Source organism: Pseudomonas sp. GW823-FHT05G12, assembly GCF_058795575.1.
Genome location: NZ_CM179501.1, coordinates 3112999 through 3130176, shown reverse-complemented (window position 1 = coordinate 3130176; position 17178 = coordinate 3112999). Strand labels below are relative to the sequence as shown.

General features: G+C 64.4%; 15 protein-coding genes. 11 read left to right on the top strand and 4 right to left on the bottom strand.

All coding sequences use genetic code 11. The annotated features are described in order from the left end of the window. Positions 1–26: 26 nt before the first annotated feature. Positions 27–899 (bottom strand): helix-turn-helix domain-containing protein, encoded by an 873-nt coding sequence (locus AC3RCM_RS14170; RefSeq protein WP_064490703.1) that lies wholly within the window; start codon positions 897–899, stop codon positions 27–29. 176 nt (positions 900–1075) lie between these two features. Here AC3RCM_RS14170 and AC3RCM_RS14165 point away from each other — a divergent pair, with 176 nt between their 5' ends. Genes AC3RCM_RS14165 through AC3RCM_RS14150 form a run of 4 tightly spaced genes read left to right on the top strand, consistent with a single transcriptional unit; the run spans position 1076 to position 5371 of the window. Further along, complete coding sequence (locus AC3RCM_RS14165) at positions 1076–1903, top strand: SDR family NAD(P)-dependent oxidoreductase (RefSeq protein ID WP_104887580.1); 828 nt, start codon at positions 1076–1078, stop codon at positions 1901–1903. Next, positions 1900–3615, top strand: a complete 1716-nt coding sequence (locus AC3RCM_RS14160; RefSeq protein WP_274147343.1) for an FAD-dependent oxidoreductase — start codon at positions 1900–1902, stop codon at positions 3613–3615. Before AC3RCM_RS14165 ends, AC3RCM_RS14160 begins: the two co-directional genes overlap by 4 nt. Then, entirely contained in the window at positions 3615–3941 is a 327-nt protein-coding gene (locus tag AC3RCM_RS14155; RefSeq protein WP_004374204.1) for an NIPSNAP family protein, read from the top strand. Before AC3RCM_RS14160 ends, AC3RCM_RS14155 begins: the two co-directional genes overlap by 1 nt. A gap of 44 nt (positions 3942–3985) precedes the next feature. After that, positions 3986–5371, top strand: a complete 1386-nt coding sequence (locus AC3RCM_RS14150; protein WP_064490550.1) for an MFS transporter — start codon at positions 3986–3988, stop codon at positions 5369–5371. Here the strand turns inward: AC3RCM_RS14150 and AC3RCM_RS14145 are convergent. Then, positions 5368–6051: an HAD family hydrolase gene (locus tag AC3RCM_RS14145; protein WP_064490549.1), complete on the bottom strand. Its 684-nt coding sequence runs from the start codon at positions 6049–6051 to the stop codon at positions 5368–5370. The genes AC3RCM_RS14150 and AC3RCM_RS14145 overlap by 4 nt on opposite strands. A 92-nt stretch (positions 6052–6143) precedes the next feature. On the opposite strand from AC3RCM_RS14145, the gene lexA reads away from it, so the two are divergent. Genes lexA through AC3RCM_RS14125 form a run of 4 tightly spaced genes read left to right on the top strand, consistent with a single transcriptional unit; the run spans position 6144 to position 11883 of the window. After that, positions 6144–6761: a transcriptional repressor LexA gene (lexA, locus tag AC3RCM_RS14140; protein WP_012052394.1), complete on the top strand. Its 618-nt coding sequence runs from the start codon at positions 6144–6146 to the stop codon at positions 6759–6761. Next, on the top strand, positions 6761–7381 hold the full coding sequence (gene imuA, locus AC3RCM_RS14135; protein ID WP_064490548.1) for a translesion DNA synthesis-associated protein ImuA: 621 nt from the start codon (positions 6761–6763) through the stop codon (positions 7379–7381). Before lexA ends, imuA begins: the two co-directional genes overlap by 1 nt. Before the next feature lie 6 nt (positions 7382–7387). Further along, the gene (locus AC3RCM_RS14130) at positions 7388–8806 is read left to right on the top strand and encodes a Y-family DNA polymerase (protein WP_104887584.1); all 1419 of its coding nucleotides are present in this window, start codon (positions 7388–7390) and stop codon (positions 8804–8806) included. Then, on the top strand, positions 8803–11883 hold the full coding sequence (locus tag AC3RCM_RS14125) for an error-prone DNA polymerase (protein WP_104887585.1): 3081 nt from the start codon (positions 8803–8805) through the stop codon (positions 11881–11883). The genes AC3RCM_RS14130 and AC3RCM_RS14125 overlap by 4 nt, the downstream gene beginning before the upstream one ends. A 477-nt stretch (positions 11884–12360) precedes the next feature. Here the strand turns inward: AC3RCM_RS14125 and AC3RCM_RS14120 are convergent, their stop codons facing one another. Together AC3RCM_RS14120 and AC3RCM_RS14115 are read right to left on the bottom strand one after the other, a co-directional pair. Beyond that, the gene (locus AC3RCM_RS14120) at positions 12361–13182 is read right to left on the bottom strand and encodes an aldo/keto reductase (protein WP_104887586.1); all 822 of its coding nucleotides are present in this window, start codon (positions 13180–13182) and stop codon (positions 12361–12363) included. Continuing rightward, a complete protein-coding gene (locus AC3RCM_RS14115; RefSeq protein ID WP_010954013.1) occupies positions 13170–14075 on the bottom strand; it encodes a LysR family transcriptional regulator in 906 nt (301 codons plus the stop codon). Before AC3RCM_RS14115 ends, AC3RCM_RS14120 begins: the two co-directional genes overlap by 13 nt. A 140-nt stretch (positions 14076–14215) precedes the next feature. On the opposite strand from AC3RCM_RS14115, the gene AC3RCM_RS14110 reads away from it, so the two are divergent. From AC3RCM_RS14110 to AC3RCM_RS14100, 3 genes are all read left to right on the top strand, one after another. Continuing rightward, positions 14216–14914 carry a CoA transferase subunit A gene (locus tag AC3RCM_RS14110; protein WP_020192902.1) on the top strand — a complete coding sequence of 233 codons (699 nt, stop codon included), beginning with the start codon at positions 14216–14218 and terminating at the stop codon, positions 14912–14914. 35 nt (positions 14915–14949) lie between these two features. Beyond that, a complete protein-coding gene (locus AC3RCM_RS14105; protein ID WP_004576290.1) occupies positions 14950–15606 on the top strand; it encodes a CoA transferase subunit B in 657 nt (218 codons plus the stop codon). A gap of 153 nt (positions 15607–15759) precedes the next feature. Beyond that, positions 15760–17178, top strand: coding sequence for a short-chain fatty acid transporter (locus AC3RCM_RS14100; RefSeq protein ID WP_064492808.1), 1419 nt, complete (start codon positions 15760–15762; stop codon positions 17176–17178).

Genomic DNA, 17178 nt, shown 5'->3' with positions numbered 1-17178 from the left:
GTAACACCCACAGAGCCTGCGGGGCGTTACTGGCCCTCCCGAAATCCGCTAGGGCTCACCCCCGCCTGCTTGCGAAAGAACCGGCTGAAATACCCCACATCGGCAAACCCCAGCTCATGAGCGATTTCTTTCACGCTCAGACTCGAATGCCCGAGCATGCGCTTGGCCTCCAGCACCAGTCGGGCATTGATCACATTCATCGGCGTCATGCCCAGGTGTTCCTGGCACAACCGCCCCAACGTCACCAGGGTCATGCCCAACTCGGCGGCGTATTCCGCCAGTGGCCAGTGCGCGCGGTAGTGCATGTCTACCAGCTCGCGAAAAGCAGTCAGTTGCTGGCTGCGTCTTGATACTGGGCGCTGCTCACCTGCGGGTATGTACGGCTCATGGCGCAGGACATGGATCATCAGTGCCAGCAATAGCGCCATGCTGCTGGCCACATGCTCGCGGGCGCGGTTGTGGTATTCCTCGCGCAGGGCCCGAAACAGGGGCAACAACGGGTCTTCATCGGCGGCCCGGTGGGGCAGGGCAATCACCTGTGGTTTGCGCAGTTGCACCAGCACGCTGGGTGCCAGCACCTGGGCGATGCTATCCAGCGGGTGCTGCGCAGCCGTGATTACCTGGCCTTCTACCTGGCTGGCCCAATGAAAACCATGCACCACCTGCGCCGGGACGTACACCACGCAGGGCGCATGAACCTGAATCCGGTCACTGTCGAACAGCACCTCGCCGCCACCGCTTTGCAGGTACAACAGCTGCAGCAAGCCTTCGTGACGGTGTGCGGCAATCTCCCAGTTGTGCGCGCCAGAGCGCTGGGATATCTGCTCCACATGCAAGGCTTCGTGCCACACCGGCTGCGCGGTTTCACCGTACAGGGCGTAATTGGGGATCTTGTTCATGGTGTTGTAATTGTTCTGTTCAGTACCCGCTACTGTGCCATAGCTGCACGCAGGCTTCAGGGCGCAGTGGGCAAATTGACGGGAATGTGGGGCTGGTTGCAGGTTTTGTCCATTCTGCCGGTGGGCCTGCCGGCCATAGCCTGTTGCCCAGAACAAGCAACGCTCTGGAGAACAGCATGCACAACAACAAGATCCTTTCTCAGTGGCTAGGCCTGGAGTCGGCCGTATGCGTGGTGACCGGCGCGGCCGGCGGCATTGGCGCAGCGTTGGCCGCAGCCTTGGTGGAGCAGCAGGCCCACGTGGTGCTGCTTGACCGCGACCTGGACAAATGCCGCGAACTGGCGGCCACCCTGGGGGAACACAGTGCAGGCGAAGTCAGTGCCCTGGCCTGCGACATTGCCGACCCGGCCAGCGTGGAGCAGGCTGCGGCCCAGGTACAGGCGCTGCATGGACGCTGCGATGTACTGATCAACAATGCCAGCGTGCTGCGCCCCGGTGCGCTGGACACGCTAAGCCTGGAACAATGGAACCAGGTGCTGGCGGTCAACCTCAGTGGCTACCTTTTGTGTGCCCAGGCCTTTGGCCGTTCCATGCTGGACTGCGGCCAGGGCCGTATCGTGCATGTGGCCTCGATTGCAGCACATTACCCGCAACCCAACAGTGGCGCCTACAGCGCGGCGAAGGCAGGCGTCAGCATGTTGTCGCGGCAGATTGCCGTGGAATGGGGGCCACGCGGTGTGCGCAGCAACGCCGTATGCCCGGGTTTGATCCGCACGCCATTGTCGGCAGCGTTCTATGCCGACCCACAGGTGGAGCGCCGGCGTAGCGCCATGACCGCCAACCAGCGCATCGGTGAACCGCAAGACATCGCCGAAGCCGTGCTGTTTCTGGCCAGCCGCCGCGCCGACTATATCAACGGCGCCGAGCTGACCGTGGATGGCGGACTGGAAAGCATGCCCATGGCATTGATCCCGCGCCCTGGCTTCGAGGGGGCAGGCCAATGAATACGCGTAGCTGCGATGTACTGGTCATCGGTGCGGGTGCTGGCGGCCTGGCGACAGCCATCACGGCGAAAAAGCTTGGCCTGGATGTGATCGTCATCGAAAAGGAGGAGTGCTTCGGCGGCACCACGGCGTTTTCCGGCGGCGTATTGTGGGTGCCGGGCACCCGGCACGGGGGCAATGACAGCCAAGCAGCGGCCATGACCTACCTGCGCAATGAAACCGGTACCTGCTTCGATGCGGCCGGGGTGGAGGCATTCTTGCGCTACGCGCCGCAGATGGTTGAGTTTTTCGAGCGCGAGACGGCAGTCAAGTTCGTGCCCACGCTGTACCCCGATTATCACCCGCAGGTGGAAGGCGGCGTCGATGTGGGCCGCTCAATACTGGCCGCACCTTACGACATCCGTGGTCTGGGGCCCGACATGGCGCGGCTGCGCCCGCCGCTGAAGACCATCACCTTCATCGGCATGATGTTCAATTCGTCGAATGCCGACCTCAAGCACTTCTTCAATGTCACCCGTTCGTTGACCTCGTTCGCCTACGTGGCCAAACGCCTGCTGACCCATTTGAAGGAGCTGGCCTTGTACCGACGCGGCACCCAGGTCACCAGTGGCAATGCCCTGGCGGCACGGCTGGTACGCTCGGCACTGGACCTGGGCATTCCGATTCTCACTGGCACCCCGGCGCGGCAGTTGCTGCGCGAAGGGGCGCGGGTAGTGGGGGCGGTGACCGGGCAGGCCGGCAGCGAGCAGCGCATCGAGGCCCGGCGTGGGGTGGTGCTGGCCTGTGGCGGTTTCTCCCATGACCTGCAACGGCTGCGCCAGGCCTACCCGCATGTACGGCGTGGCGGCGAGCATTTTTCACCGGTGCCAGCGGGCAACACCGGCGATGGTGCGCGCATGGCCGAAGCGCTGGGAGCAAAGGTCGATATCTGCCTGCAGGCACCTGCAGCCTGGATGCCGGTGTCGAAGGTGCCGGTGGGTGGTGGGCGGCATATTGCCTTTCCGCATTTGCTCGACCGCTACAAGCCCGGTGTGATCGGCGTGCTGCGTTCGGGGCAGCGATTCACCAACGAGTCGAATGCCTACCACGACGTAGGCGCAGCGCTGATCGAGGCGTGTTCCGACCAGGCAGAAACCGCCATGTGGCTGGTGTGCGACCGCCGCACCCTGGCCAAGTACGGGCTGGGCTTTGCCAAGCCTGCGCCGATGCCGCTGGGGCCATTGCTGCGCAACGGTTACCTGCTCAAGGGCCAGACCCTGGCGGAGTTGGCCGGCAAGGCCGGTATCGATGCGCAAGGGCTGGAGCAGACTGTGCGCGAGTACAACCTTGGGGCCGTCCACGGCGAAGACCGTCAGTTCGGCCGCGGCAGCACCAGCTTCAATCGCTACCTGGCCGACCCGCAGCAACAACCCAACCCGTGCGTAGCGCCGGTTGGCGAGGGACCGTACTTTGCCGTGAAAGTCATCATGGGCGATCTGGGCACTTTCGACGGGCTGCGCACTCGTGTGACCGGTGAAGTGTTGGCGGCCGACGGGCAAGTCATCGACGGCCTGTATGCGGTGGGTAACGACCGCGCCAGCATCATGGGCGGCAACTACCCCGGGGCGGGCATCACCCTGGGGCCGATCATGACCTTTGCCTACATCACCGGGCGCCATCTGGCGGGTGTCGAGCAGGGGCTGGCGGCGGGCAACGCACGGGAGGTGGCGTGATGGACAAGCCTGTGGTCGACCACCGCATCTACACCATTCGCCCGCGCGGCATGGCAGCCTTTCTCGAGGCGTTCGACCAGCTGGCGATGCCGATCCTGCTGCGCCACCTCGGTGCACCCCTGGCGTTTTACACCAGCAGCATCGGGCCGTTGAACCAGGTGGTGCACTTGTGGGGCTATGACAGCCTCGATGACTTCGAGAAGCGCAGCGCAGCGCGGGATGCCGACCCGGACTTTGCCGCGTACCTGCATGCCACCCGTGACCTGGTGGTGGCTCAGGAAACACGCATCATAAGGCCTGTGCGCTTACCCAGCCTTTTCCACTAGGGCTGCGACAAACACCGTCATAAAAACAACAACAGGTGATACCTATGAACAACACGCTCGACGTGCGCCAACTGATCGACCAGCAACCCATCGGCCGCTACCAGAAATGGGTGGTGTTCCTTGGCTTTCTCATCATCGCCCTGGACGGCCTGGACGTCGCCATCATCGGCTTCATTGCCCCGCAATTGAAAAGCGACTGGGGCCTGGATGCGCAAAGTCTGGGCCCGGTATTGAGCGCCGCGTTGATCGGCCTGGCACTTGGCGCCTTGATTGCCGGCCCCTTGGCGGACCGTTACGGGCGCAAGGCGGTGTTGCTGTGCAGCGTGCTGCTGTTCGGCCTCTGGACACTGGCCTCGGCCTTTTCACCCAACCTGGAAGCCCTGGTCGCGTTGCGCTTTCTGACCGGCCTGGGCCTGGGCGCAGCCATGCCCAATGCCAGCACCCTGGTCAGCGAGTATGCCCCGGCACGCAGCCGCTCGCTGCTCATTACCCTGGCATTCTGCGGCTTCTCCCTGGGCGCGGCGGCAGGTGGTTTCGTCAGCGCCTGGATGATTCCGAACCTGGGCTGGCGCAGTGTCTTGGCATTGGGTGGGGTGTTGCCGCTAATGGTCCTGCCGTTGCTGTATTGGCGCCTGCCGGAATCGGTGACGTTCCTGGTCAGCAAGGGGGCGGACCGCAAGCGCATTCTGGCCATTGTCCGTCGCCTGGCACCTGAGCATGTCAACGCCGACACGACCTTTGTCTTGCCCGGTAAAGCCCAGGCTGCAGGCGGTGCAATCGGCACTATCCTCTCCGCGCGGTATCGCTTTGGTACCTGCATGCTCTGGGGCGGGTACGTGCTGGCGCTGTTCCTGGTCTATCTGTTCAGCGGCTGGCTGCCGACGCTGGTGAAGGAGGGGGGCGGGTTCTCGGTGGCCGAAGCGGCCATCGTCACGGCCTGTTTCCAGATTGGCGGCCCGTTGGGCGCAATTTCGGTGGGTTGGGCCATGGATCGTTACCCGGCGCAGCGCGTGCTGGTACTGACCTTCCTGTTCAGTGGTGCGGTGATTTTTGCAATTGGTCAGGTCGCTGCGGACTTCGCCTGGTTGTGCGCGGTTGCGAGCGCTGTAGGCTTTGGCCTTAATGGGGCAAGTGTTGGGATGAATGCACTGGCGGCGGCTTTTTACCCGACTGAAGCACGGGCGACCGGGGCCAGCTGGATGAGCGGCATCGGGCGCCTGGGTGCGATTCTCAGTGCCTTTGCCGGGGCACAGATGCTGGCGCTGGGCTGGAGTTTTGCCCAGGTGTTCGCTTCGTTGTTGCTACCCGCAGGGTTGGCGGCTTTGGCGGTATGGCTGCAGGGGCGAAATGCGGCGTCACGGCTTAGCGTTCCAGGCTGTACATCCGGCACCCCGGCTGCAGCGCCAGCAAGTTCGGCTCCCGCTCCCTAGCCTTCGGGAACACACCCCGTATCTGAAGCCATACGCTCGATCAACGCCCACAACGCCGCATCATTGAAATCGTCGACAACCAGCCTGGCGCCCGCCGCCAGCAACCGCTCCGGGGTCTGCGTCGTGGCCACGCCCACGGTAAAGATCCCCGCGCCACTGGCCGCGGCCGTCCCCGGCAATGAGTCCTCGAAGGCCAGCGCTTGCCCGGCCTCGGCACCCAGGCGCTGCAGGCCGGTGAGGTAGGGCAGCGGGTCCGGTTTGGGCCGTGCCAGTTCTTCGGCCACCAGCACATGTTCAAAGTGCTGGCCAAGGCCCATGGCGTTCAGCATGTGCTCGGCGTTCAGCCGCGGTGCGTTGGTCACCACGCACATGCCGATGCCATGGGCCTGGGCATGCTCCAGCAGGCGCAACAGGCCTGGCATCGGTTCAAGCGACGGCGACATCGCGCGAAACAGCGCTTCCTTGCGGTCGGCCAACGCCTGGCACTGTTCGACGCTGGCGCCGCTGAACAGCTCGGCGAACAGCTCGCCGTTGGCGCGGCCGCTGACCTGGGCGTCGAACTGCGCCTGGCTCAGCTCGCGGCCGTCGTGTTCACGCAGCAGTTGGCGAAAGGCCTGCAGGTGCAGGGTGTCAGTGTCGGTGAGGGTACCGTCAAGGTCGAACAGCAGGGCGGTCAGCATGGGATATCCAGATGAAAAAACACAAGCCAGGGGGATCATAACCAAAGCTGACGACGAAGGGGGCTGTTCAGCGTGCTCCGAAAAGAGTACAAATGTGCTCCATGGACACTCTTACCCCCAAACGCCGCGCCATTTTCGAATTCATCCGTGAGCGCATTGCCGAGCATGGTCAGCCGCCGAGCCTGGCCGATATCGCCACGCGCTTCGGTTTTGCCTCGCGCAGCGTTGCACGCAAGCACATCACCGCCCTGTGCCAGGCCGGTTACATCGATGTCACGCCAAACCAGGCCCGGGGCATACGCCTGGCCGAACCGCTGCGCCGGCCGGAAATCCTCGAAATACCCGTGCTGGGCCAGGTGGCGGCGGGTGCCCCCATCGGCCCGGACCTGGACATCCACGAGCAGTTGCTGCTCGACCCCAGCCTGTTCCGCCGTACCCCCGACTACCTGCTGAAGGTGCGGGGCGACTCGATGATCGACGACGGCATCTTTGACGGTGACCTGGTCGGCATCCTGCAACAGGCCGACGCCCGCGACGGGCAAATCGTGGTTGCGCGCCTGGACGGCGAAGTGACCATCAAGCGCCTGCAACGCCAAGGCGGCACTTACCGGCTGTTGCCACGCAACCCGGCCTACGCGCCGATCGATGTGCAGCCCGAACAGGACTTTTTCATCGAAGGCGTGTTCTGCGGCTTGCTGAGGCGCGACTGATGGGCGCCGTGGTCGACCTCGACAGGCTGCTGGAGCAGCGCCGGGTATGGCGCGGCCGGCAGGCCCAGGCGCGGCCACTCGGGTTGCAGCCCACCGGCCATGCGGCCCTCGACGAACGTTTGCCGGAAGGTGGCTGGCCGGCGGCAGCACTGAGCGAGCTGTTGCTGGCCAACCCCGGTTGTGGCGAACTGCAGTTGCTGTGGCCAACCCTGGCTCGGCTGAGTGCAGAAGCCAGCAGAGTGGTGCTGGTGGCTCCACCCTTCATCCCTTTTGCACCGGCCTGGCAGGCAGCGGGGGTGGACCTGCGCTGGCTGGTACAGGTGGATGCCGAGCCTGCCGATGCCCTGTGGGCTGCCGAACAGTGCCTGCGCTCGGGCAGTTGCGCGGCGGTGCTGTGCTGGCCGGAACGTGCCGATGACCGCGCCCTGCGGCGCTTGCAGGTAGCGGCCGAAACCGGGCAGGCACTGGCGTTCGCCTGCAGGCCGCAGCAGGCGTCGCACAACCCTTCACCCGCAGCGCTGCGCATTGCAGTCGACACGCGCCCGGCGCAATGGCGCGTGCTGAAAAGCCGGGGTGGCATGCCTCCAGCGATGCCTATTCCCTGCCCGGGGCGGGGCTGATGCACCATGCTCTGGGCCTGCATCCTGCTACCGCAGCTTGCGCTGGACACCGTCCTGCGTGAGCGTGACGACCCTGACACGCCTTTGGTGCTGATTGGCGGGCCGACCCAGCGTCGCGTGTTGCAGGCAGTCAACCCGGCGGCCGCTGCACTGGGCCTGCGGGCCGGGCAAACCCTGACCGCAGCGCGTGCCCTGGCCGATGGCTTCACCTGTGTCGAAGCCGACCCCAAACGCATCGATCAGGTGCAACAGCTGCTGGCGGCCTGGGCCTACCGCTTCAGTGCCCAGGTCAGCCTGCATTACCCACGGGCGCTGCTGCTGGAAGTGGGCTCCAGCCTGCAACTGTTCGGGCCCTGGCCTTTGTTCGAGGCGCGTCTGCGTCAGGAATTGGCAGAACTGGGCCTGCGCCAACGCATTGTCCTGGCCAGCAACCCGGTGGCAGCTCGCATGCTCGCCAATGGCCACGATGGCCTGGCCGTGGGCGATGTCGACGCCACCCGAGCTGCGCTGCTTGGCATGCCCATCACGCGCGTCGGCCTGCCGGCAGAGGCGGCCGAAGCGTTTGCCCGCATGGGCTTGCACCAGCTGGGCCAGGTATTGGCCTTGCCGCGCGATACCTTGGCCAGGCGCTTTGCGGCCCAGGTGCAGCTGCACCTCGACCAGTTGCTCGGCCAGCGCAACCTGGGGCTGGATTTCTACCAGCCACCGGACCGTTTCGAAACCCGGCTGGAACTCAATTTCGACGTCGAGTCGCACCAGGCGCTGTTGTTCCCGCTGCGGCGCATGCTCAACGACCTTGCTGCATTTCTGGCCGGGCGAGACTGTGGCGTGCAGCGCTTCTGTCTGCATCTGGAGCACGCCGAGGGGCCGGATACCCTGCTCAAGGTGGGCCTGCTGGCGGCCGAACGCGATGCTGCGATGCTGTTCGAGCTGGCCCGTGGGCGCCTTGAGCCGCTGCGCATACCCGCACCGGTGCGCAACCTGCGGCTGGTTGCCGAAGACTTGCCACCCTTCGTGCCACAGCATCAGGCGTTGTTCGACCCGCGGGCGCAACAGGCGCAACCCTGGGCGCAATTGCGCGAGCGGTTGCGCGCCCGCCTGGGGGATGAGGCCGTCAAGGGGCTTGGTGCAGCCGCCGATCACCGCCCCGAATGCGCCTGGCAGTTGGCGGAGCAGGGGGCCCAAGGCAACATGCCGGTTGCACCGGGCAGCCGCCCGGGGTGGCTGTTGTCGGCACCGATCGCGCTGGATGACGCCGCCTACCAGGTGCAGGGCTACGCCGAACGCATCGAATCAGGTTGGTGGGATGGCGGCGATGTGCGTCGCGACTACTACCGCATCGAAACCCGTGACGGCCTGCGCGGCTGGGCCTACCGCGACCTGAGCCAGGCCGGCCCGCTTTGGCTGCAGGGTTGGTTCGCATGAACACCCCGGGTTATGCCGAGCTGCATTGCCTTTCCAACTTCAGCTTCCAGCGCGGTGCATCGAGCGCCGACGAGCTGTTCCGGCGTGCGCGCGAGCAGGGCTACCAGGCCTTGGCAATCACTGACGAATGTACGTTGGCCGGTATCGTGCGCGCCTGGCAGGCAGCCAAGGTGCACCAGTTGCGGCTGATCGTTGGCAGCGAGGTGCAATTGTGCGACGGGCCCAAGCTGGTGCTGCTGGTCGAGGACCTGACCGGCTACCAGAACCTGTGCGCCCTGATCACCCGTGCCCGGCGGCGGGCAGAGAAGGGTGCGTACCAGCTGTTTCGTGATGACTTGCTGCTGCACCACCAAGGCCTGCTGGCCTTGTGGGTGGCCGCTGACAGTGGCGATACCGCTACCGGCGCGTGGCTGCGCAGTGTGTTCGCAGAGCGCCTGTGGCTGGCCGTGCACCTGCATCGGGGCAGTGACGATGCCGTGCGCCTGCAACGGCTGCGGGCACTGGCGGCTGATGTGGGTATCCTCGCCGTGGCCTGTGGTGACGTGCACATGCACGTGCGTGGTCGCCGTGCCTTGCAGGACTGCATGACTGCCATCCGCCAGCATTGCCAGGTGAGCGAGGCCGGGCGCTTTCTGTTTGCCAATGGCGAACGGCACCTGCGCAGCCAGGCGCAACTGGCCGAGTTGTATCCGCTCGACCTGCTGGCCGAGACCCTGGTCATTGCCCGGCGCTGCCAGTTTGACCTGAGCGAACTGAACTACCAGTACCCACGCGAACTGGTGCCCGAGGGGCATACCCCGGCAAGCTGGCTGCGCGAATTGTGCGAGCAAGGCATGCCGCTGCGCTGGCCAGACGGGCCCAGTGGCAAGGTGCGTGATGTGCTTGCCAAGGAACTGGGGCTGATCGAAGAGCTGGGCTACGAAAGCTACTTCCTGACAGTGCACGACATTGTCGCCTTCGCCCGCAGCCAGCGCATCCTATGCCAGGGCCGGGGGTCGGCAGCCAACTCGGTGGTGTGCTTCGTACTGGGCATCACCGAGCTTGACCCCATGAAACACCACCTGCTGTTCGAGCGCTTCCTGTCGCGCGAGCGCAACGAGCCGCCGGACATCGACGTGGACTTCGAACACGACCGGCGCGAGGAGGTGATCCAGTATGTGTTCCGTCGCTATGGCCGGCACCGGGCGGCGCTCACTGCGGTAGTCAACACCTACCATGCCGCCGGTGCGGTGCGGGATGTGGCGCGGGTGCTGGGGCTACCTGCCGACCAGGTGGATGCCCTGGCCAAATGCTGTGGTCGCTGGAGCGATCGCATACCCGATGACCAGCGCCTGGCCGAGGCCGGTTTCGAAGCGGGCAGCCCTTCGCTGCGGCGGGTGCTGGTGCTGGCCGGCGAACTGATCGGCTTCCCCCGGCACCTGTCACAGCACCCGGGCGGTTTTGTCATCTCCCAGCAACCGCTCGACCAGCTGGTGCCGGTGGAGAATGCCGCGATGCCGGAGCGCACGGTGATCCAGTGGGACAAGGACGACCTGGACATGGTCGGCCTGCTCAAGGTCGACGTACTGGCGTTGGGCATGCTCAGCGCCTTGCGTCGCTGCTTCGACCTGCTGCAGCACCACCGTGGCCGGCACCTGACCCTGGCGACCATCCCCAGCGAAGACCCGGCCACCTACGCCATGATCAGCCGCGCCGAGACCATGGGTGTGTTCCAGATCGAGTCGCGCGCGCAGATGGCCATGTTGCCGCGGCTGCGGCCCCAAAAGTTCTACGACCTGGTCATCGAGGTAGCCATTGTCCGCCCCGGGCCGATCCAGGGCGACATGGTCCACCCATACCTGCGCCGGCGCCTGAAGCAGGAGCCGGTGACGTATCCGTCGCCGCAACTGAAGGAAGTGTTCGAACGTACCTTGGGCGTGCCGCTGTTCCAGGAGCAGGTGATGGAGCTGGCGATGGTCGCGGCCGACTATACCCCGGGCGAGGCCGACCAGTTGCGTCGCAGCATGGCAGCCTGGAAGCGCCACGGCGGCCTGGAACCGCACCGCGAACGGCTGGTGCAGGGCATGTTGCGCAATGGTTACACGCTGGCGTTTGCCGAGCGCATCTTCGAGCAGATCAAGGGGTTTGGCAGCTATGGCTTCCCTGAGTCGCATGCGGCCAGCTTTGCCTTGCTGTGCTATGCCAGCAGTTGGCTGAAGTGCCATGAGCCGGCGATTTTCACCTGTGCGTTGGTCAACAGTTGGCCGATGGGCTTCTACAGCCCTGATCAGCTGCTGCAAGAGGCTCGCCGCCAAGGTATCGAGGTACGGCCGGTGGATGTCTGCCACAGCGACTGGGACTGCACCCTGGAGCCTGATGCTGAGGGCACCCTGGCCATTCGCATGGGCCTGCGACTGGTGCGTGGCCTGGCCGAAGCCGACGCCAGGCGCGTGCAGCAGGCGAGGGCGCAGCGGCCGTGGCGCAACGTCGAAGACCTGTGCCTGCGCGCCGGCCTGGACGCACGGGCCCGTGCCCGCCTGGCTGATGGCGGGGCGCTGCGCGCCTTGGCCAGTGATCGGCATCAGGCGCGCTGGCAGGTGGCGGCGGTGCAGCCGCAGCTGCCGTTGTTCGCCGATGTGCAGGCCTTGCCTGAAGAACCGGTGCAATTGCCCGTGCCAACCGTGGGCGAGGACCTGATGGCCGATTATCAAACCCTCGGCACTACGCTTGGCCCACATCCGCTGGCCCTGTTGCGCGCTCGCCTGAGGGCGCTGGGGTGTCGCAGCTCCAGTGAATTGCAGGGTGTGGAGCATGGCGACAACATTGCCATGGCCGGGCTGGTGGTGGGCCGGCAACGGCCTCAAACCGCCAGCGGTGTGACCTTCGTTACTCTGGAAGACGAACATGGCATGGTAAACGTGGTGGTGTGGCGTGCGCTGGCCGAACGGCAGCGGCAGGCGCTGGTGGGTTCGCAGTTGCTCAAGGTCAGTGGGCGGTTGGAGCAGGAGAATGGGGTGCGGCACCTGATTGCGCGGCGGTTGGAGGATGTGAGTCCGCTGTTGCAAGGGCTGGATGTGCGCAGTCGGGATTTCCACTGAAACCCCAACGCTCGGTACTTGCACGGTTCCCTGTGCGGGCGAGCCCGCGAAGCAGCCACCGCGTTGCAAGGCACCGGCCTTGCCGGTGTTCACGGGCATGCCCGCGAAGCCAACACCGTGGTGGATGGCACGGGCTTCGCCCGTGTTCGCGGGCAAGCCCGCTCCCACAGGGATCGCGCCAGCTTTTAGAAATTGAGCAAGACAGTTGCTCCCACAAAGGTTGGATTGGTGTCCAACTTCTTGGGGGCAGTCCAAAGGTCGCGTCCTGGGCCAGATTGCGCTTGGCGAACGGCAGCGGCGGGCGGTGGTGGTGGCGCAGTTGCTCAAGGCTTGCTCAACGCTCGGTACTTGCGCGGTCTCCTGTGGGAGCGGGCGAGCCCGCGAAGCAGCCACCGCGTTGCAGGGCACCGGCCTTGCCGGTGTTCGCGGGCATGCAGGCTCCCACAGAGGTCGTCTACTGGTCCAGCTTGTGCTCGCCTACACCATCGCCAACCGCTGCTTGCGCGTCGGTGCAGGGAACGCCCGGTCGATCGCCCGCAGATCTTCACCGGTCAAGGTCAGCGCTCCCGCCGCCGCATTGAGCCGCACGTGCTCGGGCGCCACCGCCTTGGGGATGGCGATCACGCCGTCATCGCGGGTCACCCAGGCCAGGCAGACCTGGGCCGGTGTGGCGCCATGGCGCTCGGCGATTTCCGCCAGTACCGGGTGCTGCAACAAGCGCCCGGCCTGAGCCAGCGGGCAGTAGGCCATGGTCGGCAAGCCACGTTTTTCGCACCACGGTAGCAAGTCGAATTCGATGCCACGCTGGGCCGGGTTATACAACACCTGGTTGGTGGCACAATCAGGGTTGTGCAGTTCGCGCAGGTCGTCGACGTCGAAGTTGGACACGCCCCAACGCTTGATCTTGCCTTGCTCGCGCAAGCGCTCGAAGCCTTCGACGGTTTCCTCCAGCGGGTGCTGACCACGCCAGTGCAGCAGGTACAGGTCGATGCAATCGGTGCCCAGCCGGGTGAGGCTGCGCTCGCAGGCAGCCGCCATGCCGCGCAGGCTGGCATTGTGCGGGTAGACCTTGCTGACCAGAAATACCCGGTCGCGGCGCCCGGCAATGGCTTGGCCAACGACCTCTTCTGCCCCCCCTTCGGCATACATCTCGGCGGTGTCGATCAGGTTCAGGCCCATCTCGATGCCCTGTTGCAGCGCCGCGACTTCGGCAGCCTTGCGACCTGGGTCTTCGCCCATGTACCAGGTGCCTTGGCCGATGGCTGGAACGCTAGTGCCTGCCAGATTTACGTAACGCATGTCACCTCCGGGATCCGGGTATTGGAAAGAAGCACCTCAAGCAGTGCTTGCGCTGCAGTGGAAAGCTTGTGCTCGCTGAGGGCAATCACGCCGATGCGCCGCTCGACAGTGGGTTCGACCAAGGTTACGCAGCGGGCACCCAGCTCCTGCATCTGGTTGATGCACAGCGCCGGCACGGCACTGACCCCCAGGCCGCTGGCCACCATGCGGCCGATGGTCGTCAGCTGGTGGCTTTCGAACGCGACTGCCAGCTTGCCGTGGCGGGCCGCCACATTCTGCTCCATCAACAGGCGCACCGCCGAAGGGCGTTGCAGGGCCACGAAATCTTCGGCCATCAGCTGTGCCCAGCTGACCTGGGGCAGCAGCGCCAAGGGCGAGTCGGCGGCCACTACGGCAACGAAGCGGTCCATGTACAACGGGTGGAAGTCCAGCCCATCGATGTTATCCGGCTCGAAGCCGATGCCCAGTTCGACGCGGCGATGGCGTACCAGTTCCTGTACCTGTTCGTTGATCACGTCGTGCACCGTGACGTTGACCTTGGGGTAGCGCTGGCGAAACACCTTGAGCGAGTGGGGCAACAGGTTGCCGGCAAAAGCCGGCATGGCCGCCACCGACACACGGCCCAATTGCAGGGTAAAGCGCTGGCGCAGCATCTCTTCGGTGTCGTCCCAGTCGGCCAGCAGGCGGCGTGCCAGTGGCAGCAGCACTTCGCCTTCGGCAGTCAGGCTGACGCTGCGCGTGGTGCGGCTGAGCAGGGCGCCGCCGAGGTTTTCTTCCAGCGCCTTGATGGTCAGGCTCAGTGCCGGTTGTGAAACGTGCAGGTGTTCACCGGCCTGGGCGAAGCTCTGGTACTTGGCCACGGCGACAAAGGCGCGCAGTTGTTTGACGTTCATGTCGGGCCTATCGTTTGTTTTGTAAAAATTATCAATCGATGACGAAAACAAAATTAACAAATCAGTCGCTTGCGGTGAAGATGTCTGCACACGCTCACCGACAGCCTCGTCGGTTAAACAACTACAAAAGGCGGATCAGCATGGCCGGACTGGACAAGCGCGTTGCAACCTATGAACAGGCCCTCGAAGGCCTGAGCGACAACATGACGGTACTGGCCGGTGGTTTCGGCCTGTGCGGCATCCCGGAAAACCTTATAAGCGAAATCAAGCGGCGCGGCGTCAAGGGCCTGACCGTGGTCTCCAACAACTGCGGCGTGGACGGTTTTGGTCTGGGCGTGCTGCTGGAAGACCGGCAGATTCGCAAGATGATCGCCTCCTACGTGGGCGAAAACGCCGAGTTCGAACGCCAGTTGCTCAGTGGCGAGCTGGAAGTGGAGCTGACCCCACAGGGCACCCTCGCCGAGAAAATGCGCGCAGGTGGTGCCGGCATTCCGGCGTTCTACACCGCCACCGGCTATGGCACCCCGGTTGCCGATGGCAAGGAAGTCCGCGAGTTCAAGGGCCGCAAGTACATCCTGGAAGAATCCATCACCGGTGACTTCGCCATCGTCAAGGGCTGGAAGGCCGACCACTACGGCAACGTGGTGTACCGCAACACTGCGCAAAACTTCAACCCGCTGGCGGCCACCGCCGGCAAGATAACCGTGGTCGAAGTGGAAGAAATCGTCGAACCCGGCGTGCTGCTGCCAAGCGAAATCCACACCCCGGGCATCTACGTGGACCGTGTCATCGTCGGCACCTTCGAAAAGCGTATCGAAAAGCGCACCGTCAAGGCCTGAGCGCCATCCACCCGAACAATAAAGAGATCCTGACCATGGCACTGACCCGCGAACAGATGGCGCAACGCGTTGCCCGTGAACTGAAGGACGGCTACTACGTCAATCTGGGCATCGGCATCCCCACCTTGGTGGCCAACTATGTACCCGCCGACATGGATGTGATGCTGCAATCGGAAAACGGCTTGCTCGGCATGGGCGAATTCCCCACCGAAAGCACCCTCGATGCCGACATGATCAACGCCGGCAAGCAAACTGTCACCGCCCGCCGCGGCGCCTCGATTTTCGATTCGGCACAATCGTTCGCCATGATCCGTGGCGGCCACGTCGACCTGACCGTACTGGGTGCTTTCGAGGTGGACGTGCAGGGCAACATCGCCTCGTGGATGATTCCGGGCAAGCTGGTCAAGGGCATGGGCGGGGCCATGGACCTGGTGGCCGGCGCCGACAACATCATCGTCACCATGACCCACGCCTCCAAGGACGGCGAGTCCAAGTTGCTGCCACAGTGCAGCCTGCCGCTGACCGGTGCGGGCTGCATCCGCAAGGTGCTGACCGACCTGGCCTACCTGGAAATCGAAGACGGCGCCTTCATTCTGCGCGAGACCGCACCAGGGGTCAGTGTCGAGGAAATCATCGAGAAAACCGCCGGCAAACTGATCGTGCCGGATGATGTGAAGGAAATGACCTTCTAAGGCATGACGTGATCTCACCTGTAGGCGCGGGTTTACCCGCGAATGCGTCGGTACATTGACCGCCGCATTCGCGGGTAAGCCTGTTCCTACAGGTTTTTTGCGTTGCCTGGCAATACCGCTTCATCCCATAAAACCAATAAAAGGAATTCAACCGTGGCCGCTGAAATCCAAGACAGCCGCTCCGCGCGCTTTGCCTTGCGCTGCTCCAACTGGGCTGAACGCTGGTTCCCCGACTCCTGGGTGTTCGCCGCGCTGGCGGTGCTGCTGGTGTGTATCGGCGCACTGGCCATGGGCGCCAAACCGACCGACACCGCCAAGGCTTTTGGCGACGGTTTCTGGAGCCTGATACCGTTCACCATGCAGATGGCCTTCGTGGTCATCGGCGGTTATGTGGTGGCCAGTTCGCCGCCCGCCGCGAGGCTGATCGATCGCCTGGCGCTCATTCCCGGCAATGGGCGCTCGGCAGTGTGCTGGGTAGCACTGATCTCGATGCTGGCCTCCTTGCTCAACTGGGGGCTGTCGCTGGTGTTTGGAGGTTTGTTGGTGCGCGCCCTGGCAAGGCGCACCGACCTGAAGATGGATTACCGCGCTGCGGGTGCGGCGGCTTACCTGGGCCTGGGTGCGGTGTGGGCGTTGGGCCTGTCATCCTCGGCGGCGCAGCTGCAGGCCAACCCAGCCAGCCTGCCACCTTCAATCCTGTCGATAACCGGGGTGATCCCGTTTACCGAAACCATCTTTCTCTGGCAGTCCGGTGTGATGCTGGCGGCGCTGGTGGTGGTCTCGCTGGTGATCGCCTACGCCACCGCTCCGGGCCCTAACAGCGCCCGTAGCGCAGAAGACTGCGGTGTCGACCCCAGCTTCACAGCGCCACCCGCGCCGCAACGCACGCGCCCGGGGGAGTGGCTGGAACACAGCCCGATCCTGATCCTGCTGTTGGTGGCCTTGGCTGCTGGCTGGCTGTATCAGGAGTTTGCGACAAAACCTGCGATTACCGCCATCTCGGGGCTCAACACCTACAACCTGTTGTTCATCATGCTCGGTGCTTTGCTGCACTGGCGCCCACGCAGCTTCCTTGACGCGGTGGCACGCGCGGTACCGACCACCACCGGTGTGCTCATCCAGTTCCCGCTGTATGGTTCGATCGCCGCCATCCTCACCCAGGTGAAGGGCGTCGATGAACAGACGCTGGCCCACCATATTTCACTGTTCTTCACCCAGATTGCGACCCACGACACGTATGCCGTGCTGATGGGCGTGTATTCGGCGGTGCTGGGCTTCTTCATCCCTTCGGGCGGCGGCAAGTGGATCATTGAGGCCCCTTACGTGATGCTGGTGGCCAACGACCTGCAGTACCACCTGGGGTGGGCCGTGCAGATCTACAACGCGGCCGAAGCCTTGCCGAACCTGATCAACCCGTTCTACATGCTGCCGTTGCTGGGCGTGCTGGGGCTCAAGGCGCGCGACCTGATCGGTTTCTCGTTCGTGCAATTGCTGGTGCATGTGCCGTTGGTGCTGGTGTTGCTGTGGGCGCTGGGTACAACGCTGCAGTACGTGCCGCCCGTGATGCCTTGA